The following is a 24,232-nucleotide window of genomic DNA, read 5'->3' as shown; positions in this document are numbered from 1 at the left end:
CTCGGCGCTGCCTTACACCGTCTCCTTCGGACTGCTGCCGGCGTTCGTGGGTAACAGTGTTCGAACACTGTTACGCACTCACGACCCCCGGACAGCAAGGAGGCCGGCACCCCGTGGGGTACCGGCCTCGTGCCAGATCGGCTCGCCCGGTCAGTGGAACGAGTCGCCGCAGGCGCACGACCCGCCCGCGTTCGGGTTGTCGATGGTGAAGCCCTGCTTCTCGATGGAGTCGACGAAGTCGATCACCGCACCCTGCAGGTACGGGGCGCTCATCCGGTCGACGACGACGCCCAGGCCCTCGAAGTCCCGCCGCGCGTCGCCGTCCAGGGTGCGCTCGTCGAAGAAGAGCTGGTAGCGCAGCCCCGCGCAGCCACCGGGCTGGACGGCGATGCGCAGGTGCATGTCGTCGCGGCCCTCCTGGTCCAGCAGGGCCTTGGCCTTCTGGGCCGCCGCGTCGGTCAACGTGACACCGTGGGCGGGCGCCTCGCTCTCGGTCGTGGTGTTCGGGGCGGTCATGGACTCTCCCTAGAGGTCTCGCTCATCCGATTCCGGCCTGTGGTGCAACCACCGACCGGACCGGCCTATTCCCGCGGGCGGACCCGGGGACGTGTGCCGTGTCTCCACGCTCCATGGTGGCACAGCCCGCCGCCGAGCTGGTGTGATGTGGCTTGACCTGGCCAGGTGGTGGGCCACTCCGGCGAGCCGCTCGGAGCACCCGCGGCGGTGCGCTTCCGCTGCCTGCACCGCCAGCGCGGGACGGGCGGGAAAAAGGACCTTCCGCCCGGTCTGCTGCAAGCGCGGGAGTGGCGTCGAATACCCTGTTGGAGTGAGGTTCCTTCGCCGCAGCAGCACTGAGCAGGCCGCCAGCCCGGAGTCCGAGAACGAGACTGCCCAGAACGCGGCGGAGCATGCCCCCCACCACACGCCGAAGAAGGGCCGCCCCACCCCGAAGCGCCGGGAGGCCGAGGGCAAGCGCCGCGGCCCGGTCCCACCGCCGCCGAAGACGCAGCGCGAGGCGATCAAGCGCGCCCGCGGCAACAAGGAGGAGCGGCGCAGCGCGGCCAAGGAGCGCCGCGAGCGGATGATGCAGGGCGACGACCGCTACCTGATGCCGCGCGACAAGGGCCCGGTGCGGGCCTACGTGCGCGACCTGGTCGACACCCGCCGCCACCTGATGGGCCTGTTCATGCCGCTGGTGCTGGTGGTGTTCGTGAGTACCCTGTCGCAGAACCTGCTGGTGCAGCAGTACGCGACGCTGTTCTGCATGGCCCTGCTGATCATGATGGTCATCGAGGGCACCCTGCTGGGCCGCTACGTCAACAAGCACGTGCGCGCCAAGTTCCCGGACGCCAAGGACAAGCCGTTCTCGCTGGGCTGGTACGCCTTCACCCGGGCGATGCAGATCCGCAAGCTTCGCGTCCCGCGCCCCCGCTACACCCCCAAGGACATCGCCAAGCTCGGCTGATCGGGGCCCGCAGTGCGCACGTTGGTGCTCGGTGGGGCGCGTTCCGGGAAGTCCGCGCACGCCGAAGGGCTGGTCGCGGCCGAGGAGGCGGTCACCTACGTGGCCACCGCTCGGCGGGTGACCGGTGATCGGGAGTGGGACGAGCGGATCGCCGCGCACGTCGCCCGGCGACCGGACAGCTGGCGGACGGCGGAGGCGCCCGACACCGCGGCGCTGCGCCGGGTGCTGGGCGAGGTCCCCGACGGTGGGTCCGTGCTGGTCGACGACCTCGCCACCTGGTTGACCGGGGTGCTCGACGACGCCGGGGCCTGGGACCGGGACCCGGCCGCGCTGGAGGTCGTGGCCGCGCGCTGCACCGAGCTCGTCGACGCCGTCACCGGCTGCGCTGGTCGGGTGGTCGTCGTCTCCGCCGAGGTCGGGTTGGGCGTCGTCCCGGCCACCCGGTCTGGGAGGCTGTTCCGCGACGAGCTCGGGGCGCTCAACGCCCGGTTGGCCGAGGTGTGCGACGAGGTCGTCCTGCTCGTCGCCGGTCTCCCGCTCCGACTGCGCTGACATCGACACGGAGGTTCGCTTGTCCACCGACCAGAACGAGATCAGCTTCCCGGCGGTGCCGTCCCCCGACGAGCAGGCCCGTCGGCAGGCGGTCGCCCGGCACGAGCAGCTGACCAAGCCGGCCGGCTCGCTGGGACGGCTGGAGGAGCTCGGTGTCTGGGTCGCCGCCCGCCAGGGGCTCTGCCCGCCGCGGCCGTTCGCCCGGCCGCGGGTCGTCGTCTTCGCCGGTGACCACGGCGTCGCCGGGCACGGCGTGTCCGCCTACCCCAGCGAGGTGACCGGCCAGATGGTCGCGAACTTCCTGGCCGGGGGCGCGGCGGTGAACGTGCTCGCCACCGGCGCCGGGGCGACCGTGCGGGTGGTGGACATGGCCGTCAACACCGACACCCCGCCGGTGGTCAGCACGCACAAGGTACGGCGCTCGTCCGGGGCCGTCGACCGCGAGGACGCCCTGACCGACGCCGAGGTGCGGGCCGCGGTCAGCGCCGGGCGGACCATCGCCGACGAGGAGATCGACTCCGGCGCCGACCTGCTCATCGCCGGGGACATGGGGATCGGCAACACCACCCCGGCCGCGGTGCTGATCTCGGCCCTGACCGGGACCGAGCCGGTGGCGGTCGTCGGCCGCGGCACCGGCATCGACGACAACGCCTGGATGCGCAAGACCGCGGCGATCCGCGACGCGCTGCGCCGCGCCCGCAAGGTGCTGGACGACCCGGTGGCGCTGCTGCGCACCTCGTCCGGTGCCGACATCGCCGCGCTGACCGGCTTCCTCGCCCAGGCCGCGGTGCGCCGCACGCCCGTGCTGCTGGACGGTGTCGTGGTGGGTGCGGCGGCGCTGGTCGCCGAGGAGATCGCGCCTGGGGCGCGGCAGTGGTGGCTGGCCGGGCACCGCTCCGCCGAACCGGGTGGGCCGCTGGTGCTCGAGCACCTCGACCTGACCCCGGTGCTCGACCTGCAGATGCGGCTCGGCGAGGGGTCCGGCGCGCTGACCGCGCTGCCGATCCTGACGGCCGCGACGCGGGTGCTCGCCGAGATGGCGACCTTCGCCGAAGCCGGTGTCGGCGGCCCGACCGAAGCCGAGGCCACCGGCCCGAAGTCGTGACCGCGGACGGCCTCCGCCTGGCCATCTCGTGGCTGAGCGTGCTGCCGCTGCCCGCCCGCCGCGTCGACGACACCACCTGCCGCCAGGCGATCGCGTTCGCGCCCCTGGTCGGCGCGCTGGTGGGCGGTACCGGTGCGCTCGCGCTCTGGGGCCTGACCGCGCTCGGCGCGCCCCCGCTTCTGGCCGGACTGCTGACCGTGGCGGTGTTGGTGCTGGTCACCAGGGGCATGCACGTGGACGGCTTGGCCGACACCGTGGACGGCTTGGGCTGCTACGGACCGCCGGAGCGCGCGCTGAGCGTGATGCGCGACGGCGGCGCGGGACCGTTCGCGGTGGTCGCGCTGGTCCTGGTGCTGGGTGCCCAAGCGGTCAGCCTCGCGGAACTCGCGACCAACCCGCTGGTGCTCGTCCTGGCCTGCGCGGTCGGCCGGGCGGGCTTCGTCCTGTGCTGCCGCCGCGGAGTGCCCTCCGCCCGCCCCGAAGGAATGGGCGCCTTGGTAGCGGGCAGCCAACCCACCTGGCTGGTGGCGTCCTGGTGGCTGGCCCTGCTCGCGGTGGCGGTGCTGGCCTTCCCCTGGTCCACGGCGGTCGCGGTGGTGGTGGCAGCAGCCCTGCTCCTCGCCTTCACCCGACACACCCAACGCCGCTTCGGCGGCATCACCGGAGACGTCCTCGGCGCAGCCTCCGAACTGGCCACCACCACAGTCCTCATCGGCACCACCCTCACCTGACCCACCCCACCCTCTCCGCGCCCCACCCCGTCCAACACGCCCGAAAACCACTCATCACACGCAATTCCAATGGAAACCACAACACACCCAATCTCCATTGAAATCGCGAACACCCTCGCCACGAGCCCCCGCCCAACGACCTACTGCCCGACACGCCACGGCATGTCGGACGCACGACGCACCGACAAACCACAGTTTCAATTGAAACTGTGGTTCCCACTCCCCGCAAGAGCCCGCCAGGTCCGAGAGCCCGCCAGGCTCCGACTCACCGGCATGTCCGACACCCGACACACCGGGAGAACGCAGTTTCAATTGAAACTGCGACCCCACCCCGACACACCCGAACACGGGACAAACCCCACCTCAATGGAAACCACACACCCAATCTCCATTGAAATCGCGGAGACCCTTGCCACGAGCCCCCGCCCGACGACCTACTGCCCGACACGCCACGGCATGTCGGGCGCACGACACACCGACAGACCACAGTTTCAGTTGAAACTGTGGTTCCCGCTCTCGCCGGCGTCCGCAAGGTTCCGATAGACCCTGCTCGCCCCTGCCTCGGAGGACCTGGCTTTTGCTGGACGGGGTGTCCGACGCGCGCGGACTTCTGGGGTTCTACGCAATTCCAATGAAAAACGGACGTCCTGCTGCCATCGAAATTAGAGCGACCGGTGGGGCGGGGACACGGAGTGGCGCGGTTCCACCGGAACCGCGCCCCTCCGGGTGTTGTGGGTCAGCTGCTGAGGGTGGTCATCCAGCCGTGGGTGTCGGGGACCGTGCCGTGCTGGATGCCGGTCAGGCGCTCGCGGAGCTGCATCGTGACCTTGCCCGGGTTGCCGTCCGCGATGGTGAACTCGCCGTCCCGGTGCTTGACGTGGCCGACCGGGGTGATCACCGCTGCCGTGCCGCAGGCGAAGACCTCGGTGAGCTCACCGGTCGCCGCCTTCTTCTCCCACTCCTCCACGGTGAACTTGCGCTCCTCGACCTGCATGCCGAGCTCGCGCCCCAACTCCAGCAGCGACGAGCGGGTCACGCCGGGCAGCAGGCTGCCGCTGAGCTCGGGGGTCACCAGGCGCGCGTCAGCACCGGAGCCGAGCACGAAGAACAGGTTCATGCCGCCCATCTCCTCGACCACGTGCCGCTCGCAGGCGTCGAGCCAGACCACCTGGTCGCAGCCCTGCTTCACGGCCTCGGCCTGCGCGGCGAAGGACGCCGCGTAGTTGCCCGCGAACTTGGCCGCGCCGGTGCCGCCGGGGGCCGCGCGCACGTACTCGTGGCTCAACCACACCGTGACCGGCTTGATGCCGCCCGCGAAGTACGAGCCGGAGGGGGAGGCGATCACCGCGTACAGGTAGGCGTTGGCCGGGTTGTTGACCCCCAGGCCGACCTCGGTGGAGATCATGAACGGTCGCAGGTAGAGCGAGCTCTCCTCAGCGCTGGGCACCCACTCCCCGTCCACCGCGATGAGCTCGCGCAGCGAGTCGAGGAACAGCTCCTCCGGCAGCTGGGCCATCGCGATCCGCTTCGCGGAGTCCTGGAACCGCCGGGCGTTGGCCTCCGGGCGGAACGCCGCGACCGAGCCGTCGGGCTGGCGGTAGGCCTTGAGCCCTTCGAAGATCGCCTGCGCGTAGTGCAGGACGGAGGTCGCCGGGTCGAGCTCCAGCGAGTGGTAGGGCTCGACGCGGGCGTCGTGCCAACCGCGGTCCTCGCTCCAGCGGATGGTCACCATGTGATCGGTGAAGTGCCGTCCGAACCCCGGGTTGGCCAGTACTTCCGCGCGGCGCTCATCGGTGGCCGGTTGCGGGTTGGGGGTCCGGGTGAAAGACAGCGCTCCAGTCATGCGCGTACCGTATCGCGACCGCTGGAGCAGTGGAAACCCGATCGCCTTAAGTTGGTCGTCCAATTGTCCGGCGTCCGATCACACGCCGCTGAGCGGGCGCCACCGAGCGTTACCCGGAAGCTTCCCGAAGACGACGTTCCGGGCTCTATGATGTGCTCATGAACCAGCAGGCTCCCGCTCCGGTCCCCACCACCGCGTCGCAGGACGCGCTGGCCGCCACCCTGGGGGCGTTGATGCCACTGGGTGGCGGCCTTCTCGTGGCGCTCGGCTACGCCTGGCTCGACGTCTTCGGCCTGGTCCTGGGCGTGGCCGGGGCCGTCGGCTGGGCGTTCTGGTGGCGCAACAAGCACCAGTCGTTCTTCCCGAAGGACCTGCGCGGCGGCTCGGTCGGCGGGATCGGTGCCCTGGTCGCGCTCATCACCGTGCTGCTGTTCGTCTCGGTGTCCTGACCCCCCCGCGCACCGGTCAGATCTGCAGCAGTCCATCCGGTAGGGACGGCAGCGCCCACTTCGGATCCGGCACCTGGTCGCAGTAGGTGCCGTCGAACGGGAACAGCCGCGCCTCGGCGAGCGCGATCATCCGCTCCCCCTCGGCCCGCAGCTGCTTGAGGTGCCAGCGGTCGAACCGGCCGGCGGCCATCGCGGCGGCCAGCTCGTGCTCGTCCTTCCAGGACCACGTCCCGTCCGGGAACACCTCGACGTCCAGCACGCCGTCCACCCGCCGCACGCCGTACTCGTCGCGCCCCAGCGGCACCTCGAGGTTGACGTACCAGTTCCGGAAGGTGCCGTCGGCTTCGAAGAACCACCACACCGACGACCAGCGGTGCTCGTCGACCAGGCGCAGCGTGGAGGTGCCGCGCCAGGTGGACCTGGCGGGCACCCGCGGCCCGTTGAAGCGCTCGTGCAGCGGCATATCGCGGTAGGACCGGCCGTCCGGGGAGGTGGTGGTCCGGATCGGGGTGCCGTCGACGACCCAGCAGAGCAGCTGGTCGCCGTCGTCGGCGACCACGCGTGCCGGGTGGACGGTGCCGAGGGAGCCGTCAAGACGCCAGAAGCTGTAAAGCGCTTCCTCGCCGGGCAGCCAGATGGGGGGTTGGATGGGTTCCAGGGAAAGGTTGCCTGCACTCAGGTTCAGCATGACCCGCCTCATCTCCAGCGACGGGACACACCTCCCGTCGCCAAAGGACCGATGGAAACGACAACAAGCGTCGCAAGCATCGCAGAAATCGGCATGCTCATCGCAATGACGACGGACAATCCCATGCCCAGGCAGGCCGCGCGCATCGGCCACCCACCCGTGTCGGACAGCAGCAGCCGCGCCCCGGCGTTGGCGAAGGCGTAGTGCACCATCAGGCTGCAAGCCGCGAAGGCCATCGCCGTCACCGGCTCGACCAGCAGCGCGACCGCGACCGCGGCGACCCCGGTGGCGACGTCCAGCAGGTACGGCGTGCCAGCGCCGCTGCGCCGGTCCAGCACGCTGGGCAGGTCGCCGTCCTGCACCAGGGCCAACGCCGTCGACCGGGTGGATTCCAGGGCGGCCAGCAGCACCGGCAGCAGCGCCACCGCAGCCCCGACGCTGACCAGCGGCGCGAGCTCGGATGCGGCCGCCGCGGCCAGGACGTCGCGGATCGGGGTCGGGGACAGCGCCAACCGCGACCAGCCGAGCTGGTGCGCCAGCGCCATCACCACCACCGCGAGCACCGCGGTCAGCACGGCGAAGGAGACCACCACCCCGCGCTTGACCGCCCGCCACGGGACCCGGTCGCGCTCCTCGGCCGGGGCGGTCAGCCGTTCGAAGCCGAGGAAGGCGAAGAACAGCACCCCGGCGGCGCCGGTGATGCCCACCGCGCTGTCCGCGGGCTCGGCCCCGGTGGGCAGCGGCGGGACGGGGGCGATCGCGAAGCAGGTGATGACCACCAGGACCAGCACCGCGGTGGTCAGCGCGAGCCAGATCCAGGCCGCCACACCCCGGATCCGCAGCCCGGTGGTCGCCGAGAGGACGACGAGCAGGATCGCCGCAGCCGCCACCAGCGGCGCCGAGGCAGGCAGGAAGAAGTCCCCCAGCACGCGCGCGACCGCGGCCATCGCCGCAACGTGCCCGGCCAGGTGCGCGCTCGCGCCGACGCGCGCGGGCAGCACGCCCAGGCGCCCCCGGACGCACGCGTACGCCGCGCCTGGTCCCCGGTAGGCGGCTGACTGGTACGCCGTCGCGGACGCCGAGCAGGTCGCGGCCAGCAGCGCGACCAGCAGGCCCAGGAGCGACCACGCTCCGGCTGCGGCCGCCGCGGGCGCCGGGCCCACGAGCACACCGGCGCCGAGCATCCCGCCGAGCGCCAGCGGGATCGCCCCCGCGCCGGGCGCCAGCCGACCGCTCGATTCAACCTGTTGGGCCACTCGACCACCCTTGCAGACGAACCCAAACGGTGCAGCCGCCTGTCGGTTGACATCACCACAGCACCCCGCACCAAGGGTGGGGACGGCACCGCCCTGGGCTAATTCACCCGCGAGTCGCGCTTCGACCGAGCCCTCCCCGCCGCCGGGCCTCCGGCCGTCGGGTATTGGGTTATACATGAGGCTGGGCGGGGCAGCTCCGAGCGTGCGCTGCCCGCACCGCCTCGCAAAATGCCTGCGGATCAACCCTCTAGAGTGCGGATGAACCGTTTCCGGCACGGCAGCTTCAACGGAGGATGACCACGTGACGACCCCGAAACTCTCCCTCACCGACACCGCGGTGACCAAGCTGGCCGTGGACGCGCTCATCGTCGGCACCGTGCAGGGCACCGACGGCCTGCAGCTCGCGCCCGGCTCCGAGCAGGTCGCCTCGGCCTTCGACGGTGACCTGCGGCAGGTGCTGACCTCGCTGGGCGCGACCGGGAAGGCCGACGAGGTCGTGAAGCTGCCCGCGAGCGGCAAGCTGCGCGCCGCGGTGCTGGTCGCGACCGGCCTGGGCAGCTCGGCGTCGGGCGGGCTGACCGGCGAGCAGGTGCGCCGCGCCTCCGGTGCCGCCGCCCGCGCGCTGACCGGTGTGGACCGCGCCGCCACCACCCTGTCCGATGTGGACCTGTCCGCCGCGGTGCAGGGCACCGTGCTCGGCGCGTACGCCTTCACCGGGTACAAGGCCAACTCCGGTGACGGCCCGGTGTCCGAAGTGGAGTTCGTGGTCGCCGATGCGAAGGCGGACGGCAACGCGCACGCGCTCAAGGGCGCGACCGCGATCGGCGAGGCGGTCAACACCGCGCGCGACCTGATCAACACCCCGCCGAACGACCTGTTCCCGGCCTCCTTCGCCGAGCGCGCCGGGGAGCTGGGCCGCGCCGTCGGACTGGAGGTCGAGGTGCTCGACGACAACGCGCTGCGCAAGCAGGGCTTCGGCGGCATCCTCGGCGTCGGCTCGGGCTCGTCCCGGCCGCCGCGGCTGGTGCGCCTGCGGCACAAGGGCCCGAAGGCCGCCAAGAAGGTCGCGCTGGTGGGCAAGGGCATCACCTTCGACACCGGCGGCATCTCGATCAAGCCCGCCGCGGGCATGGAGGAGATGACCTCGGACATGTCCGGCGCCGCCGCGGTGGTCGCGACCATGGTGCTGGCGGCCCGGCTGAACTACCCGCTGGACATCACCGCGACCGTGCCGATGGCCGAGAACATGCCCTCCGGTACCGCCTACCGCCCCGGTGACGTGCTGACCATGTACGGCGGCAAGACCGTCGAGGTGCTCAACACCGACGCCGAGGGCCGGCTGATCCTGGTCGACGCGATCACCCGCGCCTGCGAGGACGAGCCGGACTACTTGGTCGAGACCTCCACGCTGACCGGCGCGCAGGTGGTGGCGCTGGGCAAGCGCACGCCGGGTGTGATGGGCAGCGAGCAGTTCCGCGACCGGGTGGCCAAGCTGTCGCAGGCCGCCGGCGAGGGCGGCTGGCCGATGCCGCTGCCGGAGGAGCTGCGCGGCGACCTGGACTCCAAGCTCGCCGACCTGGCCAACATCACCGGCCACCGCTGGGGCGGGATGCTGGCGGCGGGCATCTTCATCGAGCAGTTCGTCGCCGACGGCGTGGAGTGGGCGCACATCGACATCGCCGGTCCGGCCTACAACACCTCCGGTCCGTGGGGCTACACGCCCAAGGGCGGCACCGGCGTCCCGGTCCGCACCCTGGCCGCCGTGCTGGCCGACATCGCCGACCAGGGCTGACCTGCGGTCCCGCCCCGGGTGGTCCGCGGCCGCGGGCCACCCGGGGCGGCACCTCCCCCTGGTGGCGTATTTGTGACGTGGGCCGCAAAAGGATCACCACAGCACCCCGCCACGGTGCAACGATGGGGCGATGACCGATTCGCAACCGGCCCCGCCGACGACGGCCCGGCACGGCTACCAGGTCGACGTGGTCTGGACCGGCAACACCGGCCAGGGCACCAGCTCCTACCGCAGCTACGAGCGCACGCACGAGGTGCGCGCGGACGGCAAGGACGCCATCGACGCCTCCGCCGACCCGGTGTTCCTGGGCGACGCGGACCGCTACAACCCCGAGGAACTGCTGGTCGCCTCGCTGTCGCAGTGCCACATGCTGTGGTTCCTGCACCTGGCGGCGGACAGCGGCGTGGTGGTCACCGGCTACCACGACCAGGCCCGCGGCATCCTCACCGAGAACCCGGACGGCACCGGCCAGTTCGAGGCCGTCGAGCTGTCCCCGGTGGTGACCGTGTCCGACCGCGCCAGCATCGACGTGGCCGAGGCGCTGCACGCGCGCGCCCACGAGCTGTGCTACATCGCCAAGGCGGTGAACTTCCCGGTCAGGTGCTCGCCGACCACCCGCATCGCGCACTGACCCGGGCGCGAGCAGGTCAGCCGTCGGCGGCCCGGCGTTCCCGGTCGCGGAGGATGCGCTGGCGGGCCTGGTAGTCGCGCATCCGCTGCGGGTAGCCCACCTTGGCCACCTCGTACAGCGGGATGCCGAGCTTGCGGGTCAGCCGGTGCGCCGCGGCCGGGCCGTCCACCCGGCGGCGGGTCCACTCCCCGTCGTGGGCGATGAGCATCAGCGTCGTCTCGGTCACCGTGGTGCGCGGTTCGAGGTAGCCCTCGACCCCGCGGTGCTGCTCGGTCCAGCTGATCAGGTGCTCGGCATCGGCCGAGTTGGCGCCGCGCACCCCACCGCCGCGCCTGCGGAACCGGTCGAAGAGGCCCACCGCAACTCGCCTCCGTTCAGGTGGGATCAGCAGCCTGCCACCGATGGTGCCATCACCGGCGTGGGGGACGGGTGAAAATCACCCACCCTCCACTGTGATCCGCTGCGGTGCAGCACAGATCACCCAGCCCACGTCGCGTGAGCCTGTCGTGTGGTGACAAGATGGCTTGCAGGTGCTCGTGACCATCCGGTCCGGTGAAGTGCTGTCAGCGAGTCAACGAAGCCTGTCGAGGAGTGCGAAGTGACCGACACGTCCGCCGATCTAGTCATTCTCGGTGGCGGTTCGGGCGGCTACGCCTGCGCCTTCCGCGCAGCCGAGCTAGGCCTGTCCGTCATCCTGGTCGAAAAGGACAAGCTCGGTGGGACCTGCCTGCACCGAGGCTGCATCCCGACCAAGGCGCTGCTGCACGCGGCCGAGGTCGCCGACTCCGCCCGCGACGCCGACCAGTTCGGGGTGAAGACCGCCCTCGAGGGCATCGACATCGACGGGGTCAACAAGTACAAGGACGGCATCATCGCTGGCCTGCACAAGGGCCTGCAGGGCTTGGCCAAGGCGCACAAGGTCACCCTGGTCGAGGGTGCGGGCACGCTGGTCGACGCCAACACCGTCGAGGTGGGCGGCACCCGCTACACCGGCAAGAACGTGGTGCTGGCCACCGGCTCCTACTCCAAGACGCTGCCCGGCCTGGAGCTGGGTGGCCGGGTCATCGCCAGCGAGCAGGCGCTGAACCTGGACTTCATCCCGAACAAGGTCGTGGTGCTGGGCGGCGGCGTGATCGGCGTCGAGTTCGCCAGCGTCTGGCGCTCCTTCGGCGCCGAGGTCACCATCGTCGAGGCCCTGCCGCACCTGGTGCCCAACGAGGACGAGTTCGTCTCCAAGCGCCTCGAGCGCGCGTTCCGCAAGCGCGGCATCAAGTTCAAGACCGGCGTGAAGTTCACCGGCGCCACCCCGACCGACTCCGGCGTCTCGGTCAGCCTGGAGAACGGCGAGACCCACGACGCCGACCTGCTGCTGGTGGCGGTCGGCCGCGGCCCGAACACCGCTGGTCACGGCTTCGAGGCGGCCGGGGTGCAGATGGAGCGCGGCTTCGTGCGCACCGACGAGCGCCTGCGCACCAACCTGCCGGGCGTCTACGCGGTCGGCGACATCGTGCCCGGCCTGCAGCTGGCGCACCGCGGCTTCCAGCAGGGCATCTTCATCGCCGAGGACATCGCCGGGCTCAACCCGCAGCCCATCGACGAGGCCGGCATCCCGCGCGTGACCTACTGCCACCCGGAGGTTGCCTCGGTGGGCCTGACCGAGGCCGCCGCCAAGGAGCAGTACGGCTCGGTGGAGACCTTCACCTACGACCTGGCCGGCAACGGCAAGAGCCAGATCCTCAAGACCCAAGGCGCGGTCAAGCTGGTCCGCGCGACCGACGGCCCCGTCGTCGGCCTGCACCTGGTCGGCGACCGAGTCGGTGAGCTCATCGGCGAGGCGCAGCTGATCTACAACTGGGAGGCGCTGCCGGAGGACGTCGCTCCGCTGGTCCACGCCCACCCGACCCAGACCGAAGCGCTGGGCGAGGCGCACCTCGCCCTGGCCGGCAAGCCGCTGCACGTGCACGGCTGACGTCGGCTCCGCAGTCAGCCAAGCACCCCGCCACACCACGAGGAGTCAGCAGACAGATGGCCTTCTCCGTTCAGATGCCGGCCCTCGGCGAGAGCGTCGCCGAGGGAACGATCACCCGGTGGCTCAAGCAGGAGGGCGAGACCGTCGAGGTCGACGAGCCCCTGCTCGAGGTCTCCACCGACAAGGTCGACACCGAGATCCCGTCCCCCGCCGCCGGTGTGCTGCAGCGCATCATCGCCCAGGAGGACGACACCGTTGAGATCGGCGCCGAGCTCGCCGTGATCGGCGACTCCGGCGAGGCCGCGGCCCCGGCCGAGTCGGCCCCCGCCGAGAACCCCGCCGCCGAGCAACAGCCCGCGCCCGCCGAGCAGCCCGCCCCGGCCCAGCCCGCCGCCGAGGCCCCGGCTCCGGCCGCCCCGGCCGGTGACGCGCAGGGCACCGACGTGACCATGCCCGCGCTGGGTGAGAGCGTCGCCGAGGGCACCGTGACCCGCTGGCTCAAGCAGGTCGGCGACAGCGTCGAGGTCGACGAGCCGCTGCTGGAGGTCTCGACCGACAAGGTCGACACCGAGATCCCGTCCCCGGTGGCTGGCACGCTGCTGGAGATCTCCGCGAACGAGGACGACACCATCGAGGTCGGCGCCAAGCTCGCCGTGATCGGTGCTGCGGGCGCGGCTCCCGCCGCTGCCCCGCAGCAGGAGCAGGCCCCGCAGGAGCAGGCCCCGCAGCAGGCCGCCGCTCCCGCGGCCCCGCCCGCTCCGGCCGCCCCGGCTCCAGCCGCGCCTCCGGCACAGGCCGCTCCGGCTCCGGCTCCCCCTGCCCCGGCCCCGGCCGCTCCGGCTCCCGCCGAGGCCGCGCCGTCCGGCACCACCCCGTACGTGACGCCGCTGGTGCGCAAGCTGGCCAACGAGCACGGCATCGACCTGTCCTCGATCAAGGGCAGCGGTGTCGGTGGCCGGATCCGCAAGCAGGACGTGCAGGCCGCCATCGACGCCAAGAAGTCCGGCCCGGCCCCGGCCGCCCAGGCGGCTGCTCCGGCCGAGGCGTCGAGCGCTTCGCTGGTGGAGCCCTCGGAGGAGGCCAAGGCGCTACGCGGCACCACGCAGAAGATGTCGCGGCTGCGGCAGCTGCTGGCCCGCCGGATGGTGGAGTCGCTGCAGACCGCCGCGCAGCTGACCACGGTGATCGAGGTCGACGTGACCCGCATCGCCCGGCTGCGGGAGCGGGCCAAGGCCAACTTCGAGGCCGCCGAGGGCGTCAAGCTGTCGTTCCTGCCGTTCTTCGCGAAGGCGGCGGCCGAGGCGCTGAAGCTGCACCCGAAGCTGAACGCCTCGATCAACGAGGACACCAAGGAAGTGACCTACCACGGTGCCGAGCACCTGTCGGTCGCGGTGGACACCGAGCGCGGCCTGGTCTCGCCGGTGATCCACAACGCCGGGGACCTCAACCTCGGTGGGCTGGCCCGCAAGATCGCCGACCTGGCGGCGCGGACCCGCAACAACAAGATCAAGCCCGACGAGCTGTCCGGTGGCACCTTCACCATCACCAACACCGGTAGCCGCGGTGCGCTGTTCGACACGCCGATCCTGAACCCCCCGCAGGTGGGCATGCTCGGCACGGGCGCGGTCGTCAAGCGCCCGGTCGTGGTCGCCGACGAGAACGGCGGCGACACCATCGCGATCCGCTCGATGGTCTACCTGGCGCTGTCCTACGACCACCGGCTGGTGGACGGTGCGGACGCCGCCCGGTTCCTGACCACGCTGAAGCAGCGGCTGGAGGAAGGCGCGTTCGAGGCCGACCTCGGTCTCTGACCCGACCAGCGACGACGGCCGCCCACCGCACCCGGTGGGCGGCCGTTGCGTTGTCGGCCCGGGGAGGTCGCCCCGGCCGCGCCGGTGCGGCACGATGCCGGGTATGCGGGTGGTTGTGGCCGGGTCGTCCGGCTTGATCGGCACGTCCCTGGTCGCCGCGCTGCGGGCGGCCGACCACGAGGTGGTCCGGTTGGTGCGGCGCCAACCCGGCGCCCCGGACGAGCGGGGCTGGGACCCCGAGGCCGGGCGGCTGGACACCGGTGCGCTGGACGGTGCGGACGCGGTGGTGAACCTGTGCGGCGCGGGCGTCGGCGACAAGCGGTGGACGCCGGAGCGCAAGCGGCTGCTGGTGCGTTCCCGGGTCCGCCCCACCGAGGTGCTCGCCGAGGCGGTGGTGGACGCCGGTGTGCCGGTGCTGGCCAACGGTTCGGCGGTCGGCTACTACGGCGACACCGGGCCGAAGCCGGTGACCGAGTCGGCCCCGCCGGGCAAGGACTTCCTCGCCGAGCTCTGCCAGCGCTGGGAGGCCGCGACCGAGCCCGCGGCGGTGGCGGGCGTCCGGGTGGTGCGGCTGCGCACCGGCCTGGTCATCGCCCCGTCGGGCGGGCTGCTCGGCCAGCTGCGGCCGCTGTTCTCGCTGCTGCTGGGCGGCCGGTTGGGCGACGGCACCCAGTACATGCCGTGGATCTCGCTGGACGACGAGGTCGCGGCGATCCGGTTCGTGCTGGAGCACGGCGAGATCGCGGGCCCGGTGAACCTGACCGGTCCCGCGCCGGTGACGAACGCGGAGTTCACCAAGGCGCTCGCGGAGGCCTTGGGCCGCCCCGCACCGTGGATCGTGCCGGGCTTCGCGCTGCGGATCGCGCTGGGCGAGTTCGCCGACCAAGCGCTGGTCGGGCAGCGCGCGGTGCCGACGGCCCTGGAGTCGCACGGGTTCGCCTTCCAGCACCCGACGATCGGTTCGGCGCTGGCGGCGGCCCTCGGGTAGGACGGCGGCAATACCGGGCGGAAATCGCCTGGCAGGGGCCCGTTCCGCGCGAAACCGGCGCACCCCGGCACCACCGGTCCGCGGGGGCCCGCGCAGGCGTAGCCTTGCGCGCGTGAGTCGTGCGAATTCTTCGTGCCGCGCCTCGTCGGACCCCGTCGAAGTGCGCCACCTGGGAACCATCGATTACCTCTCGGCCTGGGACGTGCAGCGCGAGCTGGCGTCCGGCCGCGCCGAGGGGCGAAACCCGGACACCATGCTGCTGTTGGAGCACCCGTCGGTCTACACCGCGGGCAAGCGGACCTCGCCGGAGGAGCGCCCCACCGACGGCACCCCGGTCATCGACGTGGACCGCGGCGGCAAGATCACCTGGCACGGCCCCGGGCAGATCGTCGGCTATCCGATCCTGCAGCTGACCGACCCGATCGACGTGGTCGACTACGTGCGGCGGATTGAGCAGGGCCTGATCTGGGTGTGCGACCAGTTCGGGCTGGGCGCGGGCCGGGTCGAGGGTCGCAGCGGGGTGTGGCTGCCCGCCCGGGACGGCCTCCCGGAGCGCAAGATCGCCGCGATCGGCATCCGCGTGCAGCGCGGCATCACGATGCACGGCCTGGAGCTGAACTGCAACGCCGACCTGTCCGAGTTCGACCGGATCGTCCCGTGCGGGATCAGCGACGCGGGCACCACCTCGCTGACCGCCGAGCTCGGCCGGGAGGTCCCGACCTCCGAGGTGTTCCCACTGGTCGAGCAGGGCGTGCTGGACGCGCTGGACGGCCGCCTGCCGATCACCGACCGGGACATCCCCCGCGCGGCGACCGCTGCGGCGGGTGTGACCCTGTCGCTGGACCCCAGCTTGCGCTGAACGGCTGACAGCGGCGCTCCGCTTCTCTAGTATTCCGGAATTACGGACTACTGGAGGAGTGGAGCATGCCGCTGTCCCGCCGCCACCTGCTCGTCGCCGCCGCGGCGACGAGCCCGCTGCTGTTCGCGCCACGCGCACTGGCCCAGCCCGCACCACCGGACCTGGCGACTCCGGAGGGCTGGCTCACCTGGATCAACGCCCACCGCGACGGGCTCGGGCTCGTGCTGGACGACGGCCGGGGGAACCGGCTGCTGCACCGCCCGCACGCCGCGCAACCGCTGGCCTCGGCGGTCAAGGTCGTCCACCTCGCCGCCTACTCGTCGGCGGTCGCCGAGGGGCGGCTGGACCCCTCGGAGCCGGTCCGCGTCGGCGACTGGGAGCGCTACTACGTGCCAACCGACGGGTTCGCGCACGTCACCGCCCTCGAGCACCTGGGCATCGGCACCGACTCGACCGGCCTGCGCGCCGCCGACCCCGAGCACCGGGTGCGGCTGGACGACATGGTCTCCGCGATGATCATGTTCAGCGACAGCGCGGTCCCGGACTTCCTGCGCAACCGGCTCGGCGAAGCCGCGTTGCACGCGGCGGCGGCCGCGGGCGGCTGGGAGCGCCTCGACATCCGCTCGATGTGCGCCGAGTACCTGTTCCTGCTGCCGGAGTTCGCGCCGCCAGCCCAGCTGCCAACACCCGCCCGCCGTGCCTGGGGGTACCAGGTGGAACGCCGCTTCAGCGCCGACGCCAACCTGCGCGAGCAGGTGCTGGACCGGCTCCTGCGCGGCGGACTGCCGCCCTACCCGCAGCAGATCACCTGGGCCGACCGCACGATGTCGGCGACAGCGGCCCAGCTCGCCGCGCTGCACCGCGCCATCGCCACCGACGAGCTCCCACCCGAGGCAGCCGCCGTCGCGCGCGGGCACCTGGAACGGCCGCTCAGCGGTCAGCTGCCGCCAGGAGTCGTCGGGATCGGGGTGAAGGGCGGCAGCCTGCCCGGTGTGCTGACCTCCGGACTCACCATCCGCCGCAGTGACGGCAGCACCGCGTTCGGCGCGCTGCTCGCGCACGGCGACATCTCGCTGGAGCAGCTCGGCACCGGCGACCCCGCCCTCCCGCTGCTGCTGGGGATGGAGCAGCCGGAGTGGCGGGACCGGCTCGCGCGGGCGCTGGAGGGCTGAGGGAAGCTCATCCGGTGGATCCGGACGACTTGCAGCAGCGGCTCGAAGCACTGGAACGCCGCGTCGCGGCGCTGGAAGGCGCGCACCAGGCCGAACCGGCCGAACCCAGCGGTTCGGTCGTGCAGTACCAGGGCAACCTCGTCGAACCAGTCGAGCTGGAGTGGCGCATCCAGGTCGACCCGGTGCAGGTCCTCGGCCTGCCCGACGGGCCGCGCACCGACGTGCTCGCCGCGCTGGGTCACCCGGCGCGGGCCGCGATCGTCCGGCTGCTCGCCCAGTCCGGGGCCCAGCACACCGCGGCGCTGCAGGAGGCAGCGGGCCTGAGCTCCACCGGCCAGCTCTACCACCATCTCAAGAGCCTGACCGGCTGCGGGCTCGTCGAGCAGGACAAGCGCGGCACCTACCGGCTCCGCGCGCAGGCCACCATCCCCGCGCTGGTCCTGCTCACCGCCGCCGCCGACGTCGCCGGGCAGCTCCGGCCCTGACGCGGCGAGCGGCCCGCCGGGCAGCCGACGGGCCGCTGCTGCGGATCAGAGCTGGGGCGCGACCTCGCTGGCGACCAGGTCCAGGTGGTCCAGGTCGGAGAGGTCCAGAACCTGCAGGTACAGCCGGGTGATTCCGGTGCGCTCGCGCCAGGTGCCGATCTTGTCGACCGCCTCCGCCGGGGTCCCGGCCAGCCCGTTGAGCCGCAGCTCCTCGACGTCGCGGCCGATGGCCTCGGCCCGGCGGGCGATGTCCTGCTCGTCCTTGCCCACGCACAGCACCAGCGCCGCCGAGCGCACCACCTCGCCGGGGTCGCGGCCGATCACCCGGCAGGCCTCGTCGACCCGCTGGAACTGGGCGCTGGCCGTGTCGACGTCGACGAACGGCAGATTGAACTCGTCGGCGAAGCGCGCGGCCAGCTCGGGCGTGCGCTTCTTGCCCAGACCACCGATCAGCACCGGCGGCCGCGGCTGCTGCACCGGCTTGGGCAGCGCGGGCGAGTCGGCCAGCTGGTAGTGCGCGCCGTCGAAGCGGAAGTGCTCGCCGGACGGGGTGGCCCACAGACCGGTGATGATCTCCAGCTGCTCGGCGTAGCGGTCGAAGCGCTCCTTGAGCGAGGGGAACGGGATGCCGTAGGCGGTGTGCTCCTCCTCGTACCAACCGCTGCCCAGGCCGAGCTCGACGCGCCCACCGGACATCTGGTCCACCTGCGCCACGGCGATCGCCAGCGGACCGGGCAGCCGGAAGGTGCCCGCGGTCATCAGCGTGCCCAGCCGCAGCCGGCTGGTCTCGCGGGCCAGCCCGGCCAACGTCACCCAGGCGTCGGTCGGGCCGGGTTCGCCGGTCACCGACCCCATCTTCAGGTAGTGGTCGGAGCGGAAGAACGCGTCGTAGCCGGTGGCTTCCGCGTGCTTGGCGACCCGCAGCAGGTCGTCGTAGGTGGCGCCCTGCTGGGGCTCGGTGAAGATCCGCAACTTGAAGTTCTCGGTCACGGACCCGAGGCTAGCCGCGCGACCGCCCGCGTGCCCTCCGCCACGGGTCAGCGGCTGCGCAGGCCTTCCAGGACCCGCGCCACGCAGGCCTCCACGTCGGCCTTGGCCTGCTTCGGCGTGGCCGACCCGGCGATGGTGGTCGCGCCCGCCGACAGCGAGCCGAACACCACGCGGGCCAGCGCGTCGATCGGCAGCGGGTCGATCTCCCCGGACTCGACCAGCCCGGCGACCACGGTGCGGACCACCCCGAAGGTGTGCGACTCCTCGGCGGCCCGCCAGCGCTCCCAGCCCATCACCGCGGGCCCGTCCTGCACGACGATGCGCTGGTAGGAGGGCTCCAGGCAGACCTCGAGGAAGGCGCTCAACCCGGACCGGGTGGCCGCCCACGGGTCCCCCGCCCCGGACAGCACCCCGGCCAGCCGCGCGACGACGCTGGCCTCCACCGCGTCGAAGGCCGCCTCGAACAGCGCCTGCTTGCCGCCGAAGTGGTGGTAGAGCGCGCCTTTGGTGACCCGGGCGCGCCTGGCGATCTCCTCCAGCGAGGTGCCCGCGTAGCCGTGCTCGGTGAACAGCTCCACGGCGGAGTCCACCAACGCCTGCCGCGTGGTCTCCGAGTACTCCACGCGCCGCGGTCGAGCTGTCGCCATGCGCACAACCCTAAGACATACCGGCGGTACGCCCGCCGTGGTACCGTCGGTTCACCAACATACTCTCGGTATGCCGCACACCAGGGGTATTCCCCGGCCCGATCCCGGAGAGCGACCATGAGCTGGAACGACTTCCACCAGCGGCAGCACGCGATCGCGACGGTCCTCGACACCGCCCGGCAGGACCCGAGCGGGGCACTCCACCAGGTGCCCGCGCCCTTCACCGACGCCACCGAACTGCTGCGCGCCCTGCAGTGCAAGTGGACCCAGCAGCTGACCGGCCGGGTCGACGTCGCGCTCGTCGAGACCGAGGACGCCGCGGACGGGGACCGGATCCAGGCGGTCACCGAGGCCTGGCGCCGCACCGCGGCGGCGAACCCGGAACTGCGCGCCCTGCTCGACCAGCACCAGGCGGACCCTGAGCTGCGCGCCGCCGCGGCTCGCGAGCACCGGATGCTCGCGCTGGCCAGCGGCCTGGCCGAGCCAGGCGAACCCGACGCGGAGGTCGTCCGCGTCGGTCAGGCCTTCCTCCAGCTGGTCCGGGCCACGCCGACGCAGTCCCGCAAAGCCCGCCTGCTGTCGCTGCGCTGAGCTGCGCGATCAGCATCGCGGGTGCCGAGGAGCCGCTGGCCCCGTTCCGGCAGACCGTCGGCGCCCTCCTGGTCGCCGACATCGGCCCGTACGAGCAGCTCTTCCAGCAGGGCCTGGAGTTCGGGCAACCCCGCTTCCGGGCGCCGGCGGGCGAGGGCCTCACCGTGCGCCACCCGGAAGGCAGGGTGATCGAGTACGTCCACCACCGACCGGCGGAGCACGAGCGCGGCTGACCCGGACGTCACACCCGTTCGACCACGGCGGTCGGCTCCTCGGCCATCCGGAGGACCGGCACCCGCAGCCGGAGGGCGTGCGCGGCGGTCAGCTCGCGCCGCGCGCGCACCGACGGGAGCACGCCGTGGACCAGGTCGGCCGGCCCGACCGCGTTCGGCCGGACCAGCTCCACCGGCCACGCCAGCACCCGGAACAACCGGGGCAGCAGCACGAACGGCAGCAGCACGAGCTGCGCGGCGAGCTCCAGGGCCGCACCGGTGAACAGGACCGCGAACAGCAGCAGGAACGGGATCGCGATGATCGCCGAGAGCGGGTCGTCGCCGAGCCCGCTGGGCAGGCTGTCCGCCGCGGCCTGGAACGACAGCTTCCGCCGCCACAGGAACCAGCGCCGCCGCCCGTACGGGCTCAATCGCTTCTCGACCAACCGCCAGCGCCGCGAGCTGATCCGGACCGGCGTGAACTCCGCCCGCTCCTCCGCCAGCAGCGCCTCCGCGCCGTCGATCCCAGCGTTGCGCCCCAGGTGCTCGCGCAACGCGCGGCGCATCCGCTTGGCTGCGGCGAGGGTGGCCACGCGCACGACCCCGGCCCGGCACCCATGGGTGCTGATCTCCACCCGCCACCCGACCCCCATCGCCCTTCCGACCAGGGCGAACGGCATGAGCACCAGCGCGAGGAGCAGTTCCAGCCAACAGCCGAGCAGCACCGCGGCCAGCAGCAGGGACCAGGCGAACCGCAGCGCCACCGAGATCGGCCCCTCGCTCAGCCTCGGCCAACGATCACCCGCCAACCGCAGGCGCAGCACGCGGGACCAGGGCGCCCACCGGATGCGGACCGTCCAGGATGTTGCAGACACAGACGGCCAGTATTCCTGGTGCCGATCACTGGGTGCCCTGGCACGCTGAACCTACTGCGAGTAAGTTTCGGGCATGACGAGGTGGACCGCAGCCGACATCCCCGACCAGACCGGCCGGACCGTGCTGATCACCGGCGCGAACTCCGGCCTGGGGCACCGCAGCGCCCGCGCCCTGGCCGAACGCGGGGCCCGCGTCCTCATCGCCTGCCGCAACGCCGAGAAGGGCCGCGCCGCGCTCACCGAGATCGCCCGGACCGCGACCGCGCAGCCCGAGCTCGTCGAACTGGACCTCGCCGACCTCGCCTCCATCCGCAAGGCAGCCGAGCAGGTCCGCGAGCGCACCGGCGGCCTGGACGCCCTGATGAACAACGCCGGGGTGATGGCCACCCCGCGCCGCAGCACCCAGGACGGCTTCGAGCTGCAGATCGGCACCAACCACCTCGGGCACGCCGCGCTGACCTGGCTGCTCCTGCCCACCATGCGCCCCGGCGCGCGCGTGGTGACCGTGTCGAGCCTCGCCCACCACGGTGGTGGCCTGGACGTCGACGACCTCCACTTCACCCGCCGCCGCTACCACCCGGTGCGGGCCTACAGCCAGTCCAAGCTGGCCAACCTGCTGTTCGCGCTGGAGCTCGACCGCGCCGCCAAGCGCGCGGACCACGACCTGATCAGCGTCGCCGCGCACCCGGGCATGGCAACCACCGAGCTGACCCGCAACTCCTCCCAGCTGCGCTCGATGCCCACACCGGTCACCGGCGTCGTCAGCATCGCCACCCGGCTGGTCACCCAACCGGCCGAGCAGGGCGCGCTGCCGCAGCTCTTCGCCGCCACCGCGCGAGGCGTCCGCGGCGGCGACTACTTCGGTCCCAGCGGCGTGGGCGAGGTCCGCGGCCACCCGACCCGCGCCCGCCTGAGCAAAGCCGCCCAGGACCCCCGCACCGCCCAGCTGCTCTGGCAGGTCACCGCCGAGCACACCGGCATCGCACCACCCTGGTCGTGATCCAGTTCACCTGCGGTTTCTTTCGCTTGGTGGAACCCGAAGCGAGATGACCACACCGCCGCCCAGGGGCGTAGCCTGGGGCCCGTGACTGTGGCGCCGGAGGGTCGCAAGCTGCTGCGGTTGGAGGCCCGCAACAGCCAGACCCCGATCGAGAAGAAGCCGTCGTGGATCAAGACCCGCGCGCGGATGGGACCCGAGTACCAGGAGCTCAAGGGTCTGGTCCGACGCGAGGGGTTGCACACCGTCTGCGAGGAGGCGGGCTGTCCCAACATCTTCGAGTGCTGGGAGGACCGCGAGGCGACCTTCCTCATCGGTGGGGAGCAGTGCACCCGCCGCTGCGACTTCTGCCTCATCGACACCGGGCGGCCAGCCGAGCTGGACGTCAAGGAGCCACGTAAGGTCGCCGAGTCGGTGCAGGCCATGGGCCTGCGCTACTCGACCGTCACCGGCGTCGCCCGCGATGACCTGCCCGACGGCGGGGCGTGGCTGTACGCCGAGACCGTCCGCCAGATCCACTCGCTCAACCCGGGCACCGGCGTCGAGCTGCTGATCCCGGACTTCAACGCGGAACCCGACCAGCTGGCCGAGGTCTTCAGCTCCCGGCCGGAGGTGCTGGCGCACAACCTGGAGACCGTGCCCAGCGTCTTCCGCCGCCTGCGCCCGGCGTTCCGCTACGAGCGGTCGCTGCAGGTGATCTCCGAGGCGCGCGACGCGGGCCTGGTGACCAAGTCCAACCTGATCCTCGGGATGGGCGAGACGCCGGACGAGGTGCGCCCGGCGCTGCAGGACCTGCGCGACGCGGGCTGCGACATCATCACCATCACCCAGTACCTGCGCCCCAGCCCGCGCCACCACCCGGTGGACCGCTGGGTCAAGCCGGAGGAGTTCGTCGAGCACACCAAGGCGGCCGAGGAGATCGGCTTCCCCGGTGTGATGGCCGGACCGCTGGTGCGCTCCAGCTACCGCGCGGGCCGCCTGTACGCCAAGGCGACCGTGCACCGCGGCATGCCCCTCCCGGACAACCTGGGCCACCTGGCCAAGGAGGGCACCGCCGCCCAGGAGGCCACCAGCCTGCTCTCCCGCTGAGGACCGTTTTCGCTGGTCATGACACGCGAGCACTTCGAGGCGCTGCCGTACCTCGGAGTGCTCACGTGCATCTAGCAGGCAAAACCCGCCGGGCCGGAGCTCACGGGTCGGTCACCATCCGGGACCGCGCCTGCACCTGCCGCAGGCCGCGCCGTATCCTGAAATGCATGGCCAAGGAGGACAAGGCCGCCAAGAAAGCGGCGGCCAAAGAACGGCGCAAGGCAACTCGGGGACGCTTCAAGCAGATCCTCGAGGTGTTCAAGATGCAGCGCCGGGAGGACAAGCTCCTCCTCCCGCTGATGCTCGGGGTGTTCCTGGGCGTGACCGCAGTGGTCTTCCTGCTGGGCATGATCTGGGGCCTGCACTGGGTGTTCCTCCCGGTGGGGCTGGCCTTCGGCCTGCTGGGCGCGGTGATCACCTTCGGTCGCCGGGTGCAGTCCAGCGTGTACCGCAAGGCCGACGGCCAACCCGGTGCCGCCGGGTGGGCGCTGGACAACCTGCGCGGCCGGTGGGTGCTCACCCAAGCCGTGTCGGGCACCGCCCAGCTCGACGCCGTGCACCGGCTGATCGGCCGCCCCGGCATCGTGCTGGTGGGCGAGGGTGCCCCGCACCGGGTCAAGACGCTGATGGCGCAGGAGAAGAAGCGCGTCGCCCGGCTCGTCGGGGAGACCCCGATCTACGAGATCGTGGTGGGCAACGAGGAGAACCAGGTCCCGCTGGCGAAGCTGCAGCAGCGGATCACCAAGCTGCCCCGCAACATCGGCCCGGCGCAGATCGACTCGCTGGAGAACCGGCTCGCGGCGCTGGCCAACCGCGGCAACGCGATGCCGAAGGGCCCGGTGCCGCAGGGCGCCAAGATGCGCAACGTGCAGCGCGCGGTGCGCCGCTCGCGGTAGTCCGCCAGGGACGAGGAGCGGGCCCGGGGTGCGGCCCCGGGCCCCCGCCCCGGGGGGAAGGGCAACCACGCCGCCCCAGGGTGGCGCAGGGCCCGGGGGGGCCCGGATCCGGCGAGCGGGGGGGGGGGGGAAGGTGGTA

At 72.2% G+C, this 24,232-nt stretch carries 25 protein-coding genes; 17 read left to right on the top strand and 8 right to left on the bottom strand.

Features of this window, described 5'->3' with window-relative positions:
- Positions 1-150 precede the first annotated feature (150 nt).
- A complete protein-coding gene (locus ABT324_RS31645; protein WP_351184961.1) occupies positions 151-516 on the bottom strand; it encodes a HesB/IscA family protein in 366 nt (121 codons plus the stop codon).
- A gap of 310 nt (positions 517-826) precedes the next feature.
- On the opposite strand from ABT324_RS31645, the gene ABT324_RS31640 reads away from it, so the two are divergent.
- The 4 genes from ABT324_RS31640 to cobS are packed head-to-tail and all read left to right on the top strand — an operon-like array spanning position 827 to position 3,853.
- The gene (locus ABT324_RS31640) at positions 827-1,465 is read left to right on the top strand and encodes a DUF3043 domain-containing protein (RefSeq protein ID WP_351184958.1); all 639 of its coding nucleotides are present in this window, start codon (positions 827-829) and stop codon (positions 1,463-1,465) included.
- Between the two features lie 12 nt (positions 1,466-1,477).
- A complete protein-coding gene (cobU, locus tag ABT324_RS31635; RefSeq protein ID WP_351184955.1) occupies positions 1,478-2,017 on the top strand; it encodes a bifunctional adenosylcobinamide kinase/adenosylcobinamide-phosphate guanylyltransferase in 540 nt (179 codons plus the stop codon).
- A 19-nt stretch (positions 2,018-2,036) separates the two neighbouring features.
- Complete coding sequence (gene cobT, locus ABT324_RS31630; protein ID WP_351184952.1) at positions 2,037-3,122, top strand: nicotinate-nucleotide--dimethylbenzimidazole phosphoribosyltransferase; 1,086 nt, start codon at positions 2,037-2,039, stop codon at positions 3,120-3,122.
- Positions 3,119-3,853, top strand: a complete 735-nt coding sequence (cobS, locus tag ABT324_RS31625) for an adenosylcobinamide-GDP ribazoletransferase (protein ID WP_351184949.1) — start codon at positions 3,119-3,121, stop codon at positions 3,851-3,853. Before cobT ends, cobS begins: the two co-directional genes overlap by 4 nt.
- 736 nt (positions 3,854-4,589) lie before the next feature.
- Here the strand turns inward: cobS and ABT324_RS31620 are convergent.
- On the bottom strand, positions 4,590-5,696 hold the full coding sequence (locus ABT324_RS31620) for a branched-chain amino acid aminotransferase (RefSeq protein WP_351184947.1): 1,107 nt from the start codon (positions 5,694-5,696) through the stop codon (positions 4,590-4,592).
- Positions 5,697-5,854: 158 nt separating this feature from the next.
- Between ABT324_RS31620 and ABT324_RS31615 the strand changes: the two genes are divergently transcribed.
- Entirely contained in the window at positions 5,855-6,145 is a 291-nt protein-coding gene (locus tag ABT324_RS31615; RefSeq protein WP_351184944.1) for a hypothetical protein, read from the top strand.
- 16 nt (positions 6,146-6,161) lie between these two features.
- Here the strand turns inward: ABT324_RS31615 and ABT324_RS31610 are convergent, their stop codons facing one another.
- On the bottom strand, positions 6,162-6,833 hold the full coding sequence (locus tag ABT324_RS31610; protein WP_351184941.1) for a ribonuclease FAU-1 family protein: 672 nt from the start codon (positions 6,831-6,833) through the stop codon (positions 6,162-6,164).
- A gap of 8 nt (positions 6,834-6,841) precedes the next feature.
- Positions 6,842-8,089 (bottom strand): APC family permease, encoded by a 1,248-nt coding sequence (locus ABT324_RS31605; protein WP_351184938.1) that lies wholly within the window; start codon positions 8,087-8,089, stop codon positions 6,842-6,844.
- A 301-nt stretch (positions 8,090-8,390) separates the two neighbouring features.
- On the opposite strand from ABT324_RS31605, the gene ABT324_RS31600 reads away from it, so the two are divergent.
- Both ABT324_RS31600 and ABT324_RS31595 read left to right on the top strand, forming a co-directional pair.
- A complete protein-coding gene (locus ABT324_RS31600) occupies positions 8,391-9,881 on the top strand; it encodes a leucyl aminopeptidase (protein ID WP_351184935.1) in 1,491 nt (496 codons plus the stop codon).
- A 130-nt stretch (positions 9,882-10,011) separates the two neighbouring features.
- Positions 10,012-10,512, top strand: a complete 501-nt coding sequence (locus tag ABT324_RS31595; protein WP_351184932.1) for an OsmC family protein — start codon at positions 10,012-10,014, stop codon at positions 10,510-10,512.
- 16 nt (positions 10,513-10,528) lie between these two features.
- Here ABT324_RS31595 and ABT324_RS31590 read toward each other — a convergent pair whose 3' ends face one another.
- A complete protein-coding gene (locus tag ABT324_RS31590; RefSeq protein ID WP_351184929.1) occupies positions 10,529-10,870 on the bottom strand; it encodes an oxidoreductase in 342 nt (113 codons plus the stop codon).
- A 240-nt stretch (positions 10,871-11,110) separates the two neighbouring features.
- Between ABT324_RS31590 and lpdA the strand changes: the two genes are divergently transcribed.
- The 6 genes from lpdA (at position 11,111) to ABT324_RS31560 (ending at position 17,796) form a co-directional block, all read left to right on the top strand.
- Positions 11,111-12,481, top strand: coding sequence for a dihydrolipoyl dehydrogenase (gene lpdA / locus ABT324_RS31585; RefSeq protein ID WP_351184926.1), 1,371 nt, complete (start codon positions 11,111-11,113; stop codon positions 12,479-12,481).
- 56 nt (positions 12,482-12,537) lie between these two features.
- Complete coding sequence (gene sucB / locus ABT324_RS31580; RefSeq protein WP_351184923.1) at positions 12,538-14,292, top strand: 2-oxoglutarate dehydrogenase, E2 component, dihydrolipoamide succinyltransferase; 1,755 nt, start codon at positions 12,538-12,540, stop codon at positions 14,290-14,292.
- Positions 14,293-14,395: 103 nt separating this feature from the next.
- Positions 14,396-15,280, top strand: a complete 885-nt coding sequence (locus ABT324_RS31575) for a TIGR01777 family oxidoreductase (RefSeq protein ID WP_351184920.1) — start codon at positions 14,396-14,398, stop codon at positions 15,278-15,280.
- A 112-nt stretch (positions 15,281-15,392) separates the two neighbouring features.
- Entirely contained in the window at positions 15,393-16,139 is a 747-nt protein-coding gene (gene lipB, locus ABT324_RS31570) for a lipoyl(octanoyl) transferase LipB (RefSeq protein ID WP_351184917.1), read from the top strand.
- Between the two features lie 65 nt (positions 16,140-16,204).
- Entirely contained in the window at positions 16,205-17,311 is a 1,107-nt protein-coding gene (locus tag ABT324_RS31565; RefSeq protein WP_351184914.1) for a serine hydrolase, read from the top strand.
- A 14-nt stretch (positions 17,312-17,325) separates the two neighbouring features.
- Positions 17,326-17,796 carry an ArsR/SmtB family transcription factor gene (locus tag ABT324_RS31560; protein WP_351184911.1) on the top strand — a complete coding sequence of 157 codons (471 nt, stop codon included), beginning with the start codon at positions 17,326-17,328 and terminating at the stop codon, positions 17,794-17,796.
- 45 nt (positions 17,797-17,841) lie between these two features.
- Here ABT324_RS31560 and ABT324_RS31555 read toward each other — a convergent pair whose 3' ends face one another.
- Both ABT324_RS31555 and ABT324_RS31550 read right to left on the bottom strand, forming a co-directional pair.
- Positions 17,842-18,786, bottom strand: a complete 945-nt coding sequence (locus ABT324_RS31555) for an LLM class F420-dependent oxidoreductase (RefSeq protein WP_351184908.1) — start codon at positions 18,784-18,786, stop codon at positions 17,842-17,844.
- A 47-nt stretch (positions 18,787-18,833) separates the two neighbouring features.
- Entirely contained in the window at positions 18,834-19,433 is a 600-nt protein-coding gene (locus ABT324_RS31550) for a TetR/AcrR family transcriptional regulator (RefSeq protein WP_351184905.1), read from the bottom strand.
- A 117-nt stretch (positions 19,434-19,550) separates the two neighbouring features.
- On the opposite strand from ABT324_RS31550, the gene ABT324_RS31545 reads away from it, so the two are divergent.
- A complete protein-coding gene (locus ABT324_RS31545) occupies positions 19,551-20,024 on the top strand; it encodes a hypothetical protein (protein WP_351184902.1) in 474 nt (157 codons plus the stop codon).
- Positions 20,025-20,265: 241 nt separating this feature from the next.
- Here the strand turns inward: ABT324_RS31545 and ABT324_RS31540 are convergent, their stop codons facing one another.
- The gene (locus tag ABT324_RS31540) at positions 20,266-21,111 is read right to left on the bottom strand and encodes a hypothetical protein (RefSeq protein ID WP_351184899.1); all 846 of its coding nucleotides are present in this window, start codon (positions 21,109-21,111) and stop codon (positions 20,266-20,268) included.
- Positions 21,112-21,184: 73 nt separating this feature from the next.
- On the opposite strand from ABT324_RS31540, the gene ABT324_RS31535 reads away from it, so the two are divergent.
- The 3 genes from ABT324_RS31535 to ABT324_RS31525 all read left to right on the top strand — a co-directional run bounded on the left by ABT324_RS31535 (position 21,185) and on the right by ABT324_RS31525 (position 24,093).
- Complete coding sequence (locus ABT324_RS31535) at positions 21,185-22,111, top strand: oxidoreductase (RefSeq protein WP_351184896.1); 927 nt, start codon at positions 21,185-21,187, stop codon at positions 22,109-22,111.
- Between the two features lie 84 nt (positions 22,112-22,195).
- Entirely contained in the window at positions 22,196-23,197 is a 1,002-nt protein-coding gene (lipA, locus tag ABT324_RS31530) for a lipoyl synthase (protein ID WP_351184893.1), read from the top strand.
- Positions 23,198-23,364: 167 nt separating this feature from the next.
- The gene (locus tag ABT324_RS31525) at positions 23,365-24,093 is read left to right on the top strand and encodes a DUF4191 domain-containing protein (RefSeq protein ID WP_351184891.1); all 729 of its coding nucleotides are present in this window, start codon (positions 23,365-23,367) and stop codon (positions 24,091-24,093) included.
- The last annotated feature ends 139 nt before the right edge of the window (positions 24,094-24,232 follow it).

The organism is Saccharopolyspora sp. NPDC000359 (assembly GCF_040300525.1).
Classification (GTDB): domain Bacteria; phylum Actinomycetota; class Actinomycetes; order Mycobacteriales; family Pseudonocardiaceae; genus Saccharopolyspora.
This window is presented reverse-complemented; position numbering and strand designations above follow the sequence as displayed.